The sequence below is a fragment of the Armatimonas sp. genome (assembly GCF_031410135.1).
Taxonomy (GTDB): domain Bacteria; phylum Armatimonadota; class Armatimonadia; order Armatimonadales; family Armatimonadaceae; genus Armatimonas.
Genome location: NZ_JANNYP010000523.1, coordinates 1 through 9,260, shown reverse-complemented (window position 1 = coordinate 9,260; position 9,260 = coordinate 1). Strand labels below are relative to the sequence as shown.

At 61.7% G+C, this 9,260-nt stretch carries 7 protein-coding genes; 3 read left to right on the top strand and 4 right to left on the bottom strand.

Annotated features, from left to right (window positions below; translation table 11 throughout):
- Positions 1-2,561: formate dehydrogenase subunit alpha (gene fdhF / locus RMO15_RS19530; protein ID WP_309715697.1), on the top strand; the 2,561-nt coding region annotated here is incomplete at its 5' end.
- A gap of 18 nt (positions 2,562-2,579) precedes the next feature.
- Positions 2,580-3,746, top strand: coding sequence for a hypothetical protein (locus RMO15_RS19525; RefSeq protein ID WP_309715694.1), 1,167 nt, complete (start codon positions 2,580-2,582; stop codon positions 3,744-3,746).
- On the opposite strand, the gene RMO15_RS19520 is transcribed toward RMO15_RS19525, so the two are convergent.
- A complete protein-coding gene (locus RMO15_RS19520) occupies positions 3,738-4,985 on the bottom strand; it encodes an MFS transporter (protein ID WP_309715689.1) in 1,248 nt (415 codons plus the stop codon). The two genes, RMO15_RS19525 and RMO15_RS19520, sit on opposite strands and share 9 nt — an antisense overlap.
- A 6-nt stretch (positions 4,986-4,991) precedes the next feature.
- Positions 4,992-6,716, bottom strand: coding sequence for a sodium:solute symporter (locus tag RMO15_RS19515; protein WP_309715686.1), 1,725 nt, complete (start codon positions 6,714-6,716; stop codon positions 4,992-4,994).
- A gap of 39 nt (positions 6,717-6,755) precedes the next feature.
- Here RMO15_RS19515 and RMO15_RS19510 point away from each other — a divergent pair, with 39 nt between their 5' ends.
- Positions 6,756-7,508: a hypothetical protein gene (locus RMO15_RS19510; protein ID WP_309715684.1), complete on the top strand. Its 753-nt coding sequence runs from the start codon at positions 6,756-6,758 to the stop codon at positions 7,506-7,508.
- A gap of 47 nt (positions 7,509-7,555) precedes the next feature.
- On the opposite strand, the gene dnaN is transcribed toward RMO15_RS19510, so the two are convergent.
- Positions 7,556-8,716, bottom strand: a complete 1,161-nt coding sequence (gene dnaN, locus RMO15_RS19505; RefSeq protein ID WP_309715681.1) for a DNA polymerase III subunit beta — start codon at positions 8,714-8,716, stop codon at positions 7,556-7,558.
- Between the two features lie 154 nt (positions 8,717-8,870).
- A partial coding sequence (locus RMO15_RS19500) for a zf-HC2 domain-containing protein (protein WP_309715678.1) occupies positions 8,871-9,260 on the bottom strand: 390 nt, incomplete at its 5' end.

The window sequence follows — 9,260 nt, the reverse complement described above, 5'->3', positions numbered from 1 at the left end:
CGGTTCCTGCCTTCTGCCACGACGAAAAGCTCTTCACGGGCGGGCACTGCCGCTCCTGCCTGGTCGAGGTGGACGGTCGGCTGGTTGCTGCCTGTAGCACCCCAGCTCGCGACAATACGGACATCCAGACCGAGACGCCGCGTCTGCTCGCCTACCGCCGGGATCTCGGGGAGCTGATGCGCACGGAGGCTCGCCCCGGCGGCTGGGTCGGGGAGGTGCTGGAGCGCTGGGGCGTGGACGGCACGCGCTACACGGGCGTGCGCTCCCCTCGGGAGACACCAACCGACACCTCCCACCCCTATCTCCGCCTCGACACCGATGCCTGCATCCTCTGCCGTCGCTGTGTCCGTGCGTGCGAGGAGGTGCAGGGCCAGTTTGTCTATGCCGTCGCAGGTCGTGGCGCGAGCTCCCACCTCACCTGGGGCGGGATTCCCTTCGCCGAGACCGACTGCGTTTCCTGCGGCGCCTGCGCCGACACCTGTCCTACGGGTGCTATCACCGACATTGACCGCGAGAAGGCCGCCGGGCGCACGGAGCTCAAGGTCGTGCAGACGACGTGTGGCTACTGTGGGGTCGGCTGCCAGCTGGAGGTTCACGCAGACCCTACCACCAATCAGATTGTTCAGATCGAGGGCGCGGAGTCACCGGTGAACCACGGGCACCTGTGTGTGAAGGGGCGCTATGCCCATGCCTTCGTCGCACACCCGGAGCGCCTCACGACGCCTCTGATTCGCAAGGACGGTGTGCTGGTGCCTGCTTCCTGGGGGGAAGCCCTGGAGCGGATCGGGCAGGAGTTTCAGAGCCGCCCCGGTAAGGTGGGCGGGCTCTCGTCGTCACGAGCCACCAACGAGGAGAACTACCTCTTCCAGAAGTGGTTCCGAGGGGCGCTTGGCACCAATAATGTCGACTGCTGCGCCCGTGTCTGCCACGCGCCGACGGCGGCGGGGATGCGCGCCTCGTTTGGCACGGGCGCGGCGACCAATAGCTACGCCGATCTTGAGCGTGCGGACCTCATTCTTGTCAGCGGCTCCAATGCCACGGATGCTCACCCGGTGATCGGAGCGCGGATCAAGCAAGCCGCTCTGATGGGGACATTTCTGATCGTCATTGACCCTCGCCGTACGGAGCTGGCCACGCTGGCGGATCTCCACCTTCAGCTCAAGCCGGGCACCAATGTCCCGCTGCTCAATAGCCTCGCCTGCGCTCTGGTTGAGGAAGGGCTTGTCGACACGGAGTTCGTCGCCGCCCGCACCGAGGGCTGGGACGAGTTCGAGCCCTTTATCCGCACCCAAACTCCCGAGGCGCTCGAAGCTGTCACGGGAGTTCCGGCCCAAAGGGTGCGGGAAGCGGCGCGGCACTACGGCAGTGTGGAAAAGCCGATGATGGTGCACGGCCTCGGGATGACCGAGCACTACCAGGGCAGCGAGGGCGTGATGCTCCTCTGCAACCTGGCGCTTCTTGCCGGGGCAGTGGGGCGTGAGGGCGTGGGGATTAACCCGCTACGGGGGCAGAACAATGTCCAAGGCGCCGCCGACATGGGCTGCCAGCCCGACATGCTCCCCGGCTACGCCCCCGTGAGCGATCCCGCCGTTCGGGAGCGTTTTGCCACTCTCTGGGGGCGCGCCGTTCCCGAGAGTGTCGGCCTGACGATTCCTCAGATGCTCGAAGCCGCACGTCAGGGTGAGCTCACCGCGCTCTATATCTTCGGGGAGGATATCGCCCAGACGGACCCGGACTCAGGGCGGACTCTGGCCGCGCTGGACAGCCTGGAGTTCTTAGTCGTGCAGGAGCTGTTTCTCTCGGAGACCGCCCAGCGCGCCACAGTCGTCTTGCCCGCAGCCTGCGTCTTTGAGAAGAATGGAACCTTCACCAATGCGGAGCGACGGGTGCAGCGGGTTCGCAAGGTGGTAGATGCTCCTGGCGAGGCACAGACCGATGGGGCTATTTTCCTGGCACTGATGGAGGCAACCGGCTGGCCGCAGGAAGCCCGGACACCAGCCGCAGTCATGGACGAGATCGCGCGAGCAATCCCCGCCTTCACCGGAATCTCCTACGACCGGCTTCAGGGCGACGGCCTCCAGTGGCCCGTGCCCACCCCGGAGCATCCCGGCACTCCCTTGCTCCATGCCGAGCGCTTCGCGCGGGGCCAAGGCAAGCTCACCCGCGTGGAGTACCTGCCCTCGCCCTCGCTCCAAGGCGGCAGTCTGACCCTTATCACAGGGCGCGTCCTCGAGCACTACAACGCCGGAACCATGACCCGCCGCACTCCCAACGTCACCTTGGAGACTGCGGACTACCTGGAGATGCACCCCAAAGACGCCGCCGCACGAAACATCCCTGATGGCTCAACGGTCACGATCACCAGCGCAACGGGCACTGCCAGAGCCACAGCACGCATCACTCGGCGCGTCGCCCCCGGCACGGTCTTTCTTTCCTTCCACTTCCCGGAAACCGCAACCAACGCTGTGATCGGGGATGTCTGTGACCGAGTCACGGGTTGTCCGGAGTACAAAGTCGCAGCCGTGGAAGTGTCTCTCGTAGCAGGAAACCTAGGCACGTAGCACGAAACCAGTCTTAAGATGAATACCTTCCAAGCTCGAGCGACGAGGCCACGTCTCGCGGTGATCCTAACCCAGTACGGCGCGACCAGCCACGGAATCTGCTACTGCACCAAGTTTTTAGAGGGTAAGCAGTTCGATGACCACTACGAGCCCCCGCTCTGTGAGGTTGTCTCCATGCACCTCATGGAGATCGCGAGCAACGATATTGGGCTAGCAACCGCCAAGAAGCACCGGGTTCCGCTCTACCCGTCGGTGGCGACCGCGCTCTGCTGCGGCGGCGACACGCTGGCCGTGGACGGGGTGGTGCTGATTGGAGAGCACGGAACGTACCCGCTCAATGAGAAAGGCCAGCAGCTCTACCCACGCCGCGAGCTCTTCGACCAGATCGTGAGTGTCTTTCGGCAGTCAGGCCGCGTCGTGCCGATTTTCAACGACAAGCACCTCTCGTGGAACTGGGCCTGGGCCAAGTACATGTGGCAGACCATCAACGCGCTTAAGATTCCCTGGATGGCGGGAAGCAGCCTGCCCTTTGCTAAGTTCGAGCCCTTTGTGCCCCTGCCGCACAACGCACACCTGGACCACGTCATCGCGGTCGGCTACGGCGGCCTGGAGTCGTATGGGTTTCACTCCATAGAGACCGGCCAGAACATCGTCGAGAAGCGGCGTGGCGGCGAGACGGGAGTCAAGAGCGTCCAGGTGCTCAGTGGCGCGGCGGTCTGGGAGGCACATAACCAAGGGCGCTGGCCCAAAGATATCGCCGATGCTGCACTGGCATCGCTGAAGAAGCCCAACGGCAGGCCGCAGGACTTTACGCAGGATGTCTTTGCCTACGACATTGAGTACCGCGACGGGCAGCGCATGACGGTTCTGATGCCCAATGGCTACTCCCAGGAGTTTGCCTTTGGCTACCGTGAGAAGGGCAAGAAAGAGATCATCGCTGCGTCGTATTTTCTCGATGAGGTTCCGCGTCTGAAGCACTTCTCCGCCACCGTGCGGGCGCTGGAGGAGATGTACCTCACCGGCAAGCCCACGGCCCCGAGCGCCCGCACCACCCTCACCACCGGGATTCTCGCCTATGGCATTGACAGCCACTTCCAGAAAGGCGTGAAGCTGGAGACGCCGGACTTGAACATTTCCTACAAGCCCATGCCGACCCCGGCGCACTGGAAAGAAGTCCTACGCTAACCGAGTTCGGGCAGCGGCAAAGAGAAAACCTGCCACTCCCAGATAGACCAGCCCCGTGGACGAGATCGCGGCGCTCATGGTCGCGCCTTGGTCTACCGCTACCCCGATCACCAGCGAGCCCAGCCCCGCCCCGAGCCAGCCGAGCAGGTTCATCAGGCCCGTGGCCGTGCTCCGGCGCGAGGGGTTAATCACATCATAAAACGCGGCGGTGAGGTTGGAGTCGTAGATCCCCTTGCAGAGCCCGAAGCACGACATTGCCAGGATCAGCATCCACGGATCGCGGGTCCAGCCGCACAGCACGATAAACGGCGCGCCGACTAGCGCGGCAAATGCCTGCACCAGAATCCGCCCCGCCTTATTGGTCTGGCTCCAGCGGTCCGCGACCACGCCGCCCAGCACCGAGCCGCCCATGCTGGCAAGCTGGATAAACAGAGTCGCGCCCAGCCCCGCTACCGCAAGGTTCAGATGAAACTTCTCCTTGAGAAACGTCGGCATCCAGGTAAAAAAGACCAGCCCCACTAAGTTCGCCCCAAAGTAGGCGATGATCAGCAAGACCGCCGTTTTCGTGCGGACAAACTCGCGTAGAAACTGCCCGATGGGGAGTGTCTCCTGCGCGACCTCCTCAACGTCCTCTACTTCCACCGTGGCCCGCTCCTCGCGCTCCGCTTGGTTGCGCTGCGGCTCGCGGATAAAGCGCTGGAGAACCAACCCCAGCACGATCCCGGCTCCGGCCAGCACCCAGAACGGCGAGTACCAGCCGTACTTCTCGCCCATCCAGCCCGCCAGCGCCCCACCAGCAATCGTCCCCGCATAGATACTGGTCTGGTGGAGCCCAATAGCCCGCGAGCGCGTCTTGGGGCTGTGGTAGTCGCTGATGAGCGCCATTGATGCCGGAAAGTAGAACGTCTCGCCCAGCCCCTCCGCGCCGCGCACCAGTACGAAGTGGATGACTTTCGTGCAGTGGGCCGTCAGCCCAGTAACTAAGCTCCAGACATAGAGCCCGCCGAGAATCACCCACTTGCGCGGCATTTTATCCCCGACATGCCCCGCAAACGGTGCAGTGAGGGCATAAACCCACGTAAAGGCCGCCCCGATCACCCCGAGCTCGGTCTTAGAGAAGCCCAGCTCTTTTTCCAGAAGTGGGAAGACCGAGAAGATTGCGAGGCGGTCAGCATAGTTAAAGAAGCAGATGAACCAGAGCATGCCCACGACCAGCCACTTGTAGCGTGACGCGGCCATGGCCCCTTACTCCTGGGTCTCGGGCCGCATCGAGGGCGGCAGCTGATCATCTTCCGTGTCGAGATTCTCTCGCTTACGCTTGGCGGCGGCGATGACTTCGGGCGGGGTTTTGAACCAGACCCCCACGAGAAACACCGTCAGCGAGCCGATCAGGGCAAACCAAGTAAAGGAGATTTGTGGGAGCCACTCGGGGTGGGCAATTTTGATGCCCAGCGGATCCAGCACTTTGATGTGAAGATCCCCCAGAAAGCCCGTCGTTAGTAGCCCGACTGCAATGGCAATCATGTTGCCCTTGTCCGAGCCCCGGTTCTTGGTGAACATCCCGAGGAGAAAAACGCCCAGCATAGGTCCGACAATATAGCCCGCGATCCCCAGAACCACAGGAATGATGCGGATTTCGGGGTTTTTCACCTTCATGTAGGCAAAGATACTCGCGACCAGCACCATTAAAACCGCAAAGAGCACCGTGAAGCCCTTCGCTCCCGCCATCACTCTTTCGTCGGTGTACGTGCCGCGCCGTGCGAGCGCCGGAACGTACCAGTCGTTGGTGGCGCTGGTGGCCAGGGCATTGAGCGCCGCCGAGAGCGAGCCCATCGCCGTGGCAAAGACACCTGCTAGCACCAAACCGCGAATCCCGACGGGCATTACATTCAGGATATACGCCCCAAAAATATCCGAGTTCGCCTTGGGCATATTGGCCGGAACCTGCTGGTAGTAGACATAGAGCAGGATGCCGATAAAGGTGAAGACGGCGGCGATGGGGATGTCCATAAACGCCGCCGTTAAGAGGCTTCGCTTCGCTTTCTGGTGGGTCTCGGCGGTGAGCATGCGCTGCACCATGTCCTGGTCGGTGCCGAACATGGCGATGTTCATCATGGTCGCCCCAAAGAGTGCGGAGAAGATCGTGTAGTCGCCGGTGAAGATCAGCTTGATGTAGTCCAGAAAGCCCATCGCCCCGACATGGCCACTGTCCTTCTGCCAGGCAGCCACCAAGTCTGGCTCGAAGCCGGTAACCAAATAGCCCTCATGGGTTTTCATCGCGGGGACAGCTTTCAGCAGTGCCTCAAAGCCACCAATATGGTTGAGCAGAGTCGCAATGGCGATCAGCGCGGAGCCAAACATCAGGCACGCCTGCACCACATCGGTCCAGATCACCGCTTTAATGCCGCCCTTGGTGGTGTAGAACGCCGTAATAATGGTCAGGACGATGATCGCGACAATATACGGCCCGACGGTATCCACCTGCTGGAACGCGACCGTGGTTCCGCCATGCTCGAAGAAAAGCTTCCACGCTAGCACCATCACCAAGGAGGGAATGAAGAGCCGCGCCCCGGAGGCCAGCGTGCGCATCAGCAAGAACAGCCCCGAGACAAAGCTCTTGGTCTTGGGGCCAAAGCGAATCGCCAGATAGTCGTAGACGGTGTAGACCTTGTAGTCGTAGTAGGGCTTCAGGAAGACCGTCGCCACCACCCAGCGCCCCAGCACCACCCCAATCGTGAGCTGCACGTACGCCAAGCTCCGCTTCTCAAAGCCCTCGCCCGGAGCCCCCAGAAACGTCGCAGCGCTGGTCTCTGCCGCAATGATCGAGGCCATCACCGCCCACCACGGAATCTGCCGCCCCCCCAGCGCAAAGTCCTTGAGGTTCGTCTCCCGGCGGCCCATGTAGAGCCCAATGGCCGAGATAGCCGCGAAGTAGAGCAGAATGATCGCCCCGTCAATAAACAGTCCCATAGGCAGGATTATACCTGTCCTTCGTCGAAGGCATCTCCCATGCAAACCCAGAGCCAACGAGAACGACCGAAACACCCTCACCGCATTCTGCGCCCTCAAGATGCGCTCGTCTGGACGATTCTTGCGGGGATGCTGCTTCTCCAGATGCTGGTCTGGACACTGGGCGACTGGTTTATCCGGCACGAGCTTCCCACCAATCCCTTTGTCCTGGGCGCGATCACGGGGTTGTTTTTTACGGCCCTCAACCGCTACAGCCGCACCTGTCGTGGGGAGCGCCTCAAAGACACATTGAGCTATCCCCAAAATGCGTCCTGGGGCTGGGTCGCTCTAGGAACACTGGGGGTGCTTGGCTGTGTTGCCGGGGGCATCGCACTGACGGTTGCGTCTCCACACGCCCACCCTTCCTTCTCCTCCATATTTTCAGACGCGGTGATCCTGAGCATCATGCTGATCCTGGCGGGGCTTCTGGGCAAGTGGACGTGGCGGGAGTTTCGCCGCATCCGACACGGCGACTCCATTGAGCAGCTTGAGCAGTTCGCGGAGCTCAGCAAGTCGGAGCAGCTTGTGGCAAACTACAAGATCCGCTGGGAGGGACTCGGTTCTTTGGGTATTGGGGCAGTGGGGGTTCTGCTCATCGTTCTGGGGATACTGGCCTATGACTCCCCCGGTCGCCACCAGTACCGTGCTATACCCACCATCATTTTTGGGGTGATATTTTGCCTGGTTAGCCTTGGTGCCTACGCTATACAGAAAAACCCAGAGCTTTTGCCCGAAAAGCCCGAGCAGAAATAAAAAGCCGGGAGCAGAATCGCCCCCGGCTTACCACATCACGCTTCGGCCTAGATAACCTGCATGGGCATGAGGACGCACAGGTAGTCGGCGGCGTTGTCGCCAATCGGACGCAGGATGCCGGGGCGCAGGGGCTCGGTGAGCTCTAGCACGACGCCTTCGGTCTCGATGGCAGCGAGCACATCGCCTAGATACTTGGCGTTGAAGGCGATCTGAATGTCATCGCCCTCGCGTGCCACTTCGATCTCATCGCGTGCTGATCCCACCGTTCCAGCCTCAGCAGACATCGCGAGCTGTGCGCCCTGGGTCTCTAGGACAATCCGGTTGGCGTTCTCACGGGCGACAATGGCGACGCGCTTGACGGCTTTCTGGAACTCAGCGGTCTCTAGTGTCAGCTTGCGCTCGTGGCCACCGGGGATCACACGCTCGTAGTTGGGGAATTGGCCCTCGATCAGGCGGGTGATCAGGGTCGTGGTGGCCAGCGTATCGCCGTTGGAATTTTTCTTGTTGACTTCAAAGCGAGCCTGCCCCTGCGCCAGCGCAATCACCACCTCGTCGTCGTCGCCTGCCAGGCGGCTGATCTCGTTCATGGCGCGCGCTGGGAGCACGGCCTGGCCTTGGCCTTCGCCTGCCGACGCCACGCCACCACGAACGGCGAGCCGGTGGGTGTCGGTAGCGACCATCTTGATCTGCGGCCCGTTGAAGATAAACAGAACGCCCGTCAGGATTACGCGGGTCTCGTCGGTGGAGACGGCAAAGGCGACTTGCTTGATCATCGCCTTGAGCACGGCACCGTTCATGGTGATCGTGGCCGTGGGCTCGACATCAGGAAGGGCCGGAAACTCCTCCGCAGGCAGCCCGAGCAGGCTATAGTCGGAGCGGCCACAGCGCAGCTGGGTTTTATTGCCGCCATCGGGTCGATCTAGCACCACATCGGCTTCAGGGAGTGCGCCCAGAATCTCGGTGAAGTAGCGTGAGGGCACCGTGAAGCCTCCTGCCTCTTCCATGTCGCCCAAGCCCGCCTGGATACGCGCGGTGAGCGAGCACTCCACCCACATCTCCAGGTCGGTGGCGGTCAGCTTGAGTGTACTGCCGCCCTGTGGCGTCACTAAAATGTGCGAGAGGATCGGTAGGGTCGAGCGTCCTGAAACGGCGCGTCCGACGGTCTGAATGGCCTCGTAAAGGTCTTTTCGTGCGGTAATTGCTTGCATGGTTTTCTCCACCCTCCTCCCCGAATCCCTCCTCCCCCTGCCCCTCCTCCCAACCCTGCGGAGGCAGGATTGGCAGAGGGGAGAGAAATTCAGGTTCCGGCTCCCCTCTTTTCCCCTCCTCCCAGGATTGGGAGGAGGGGCAGGGGGAGGAGGGCTATAGTTTAATGGGCAGCGTGAACTGCCCGGCTTCTTGGTGTTTTGTTTCTGTGTCTTCGGTCTGAAGGTGAGGATTATCGGCGTAGAGTGCTCGCAGTGTACGAGCACGAAACGCATCCGACGCCACAACTTCCCCGGCATCGGTGCGGAGTCTCTCACGGGTGATCTTGAGCGACTGCACCTCCCAGGCCAGCTCCGGGGAAGCAAGAATTGCCTCCTCAACCCGGCGCTTCGCCTCAGTTGGTAGGTCGTCGTCTACATACGGCCCGATCAGCTCACGAATCGTGTCATCGTTCATCCCACTCATAAAGACGTAGCCGTCACAGAAAAAGCGTCGCGACAACCCAAGATTTTTTCTGGCTACCGCCCGATGGTAGTGGGGAGACCA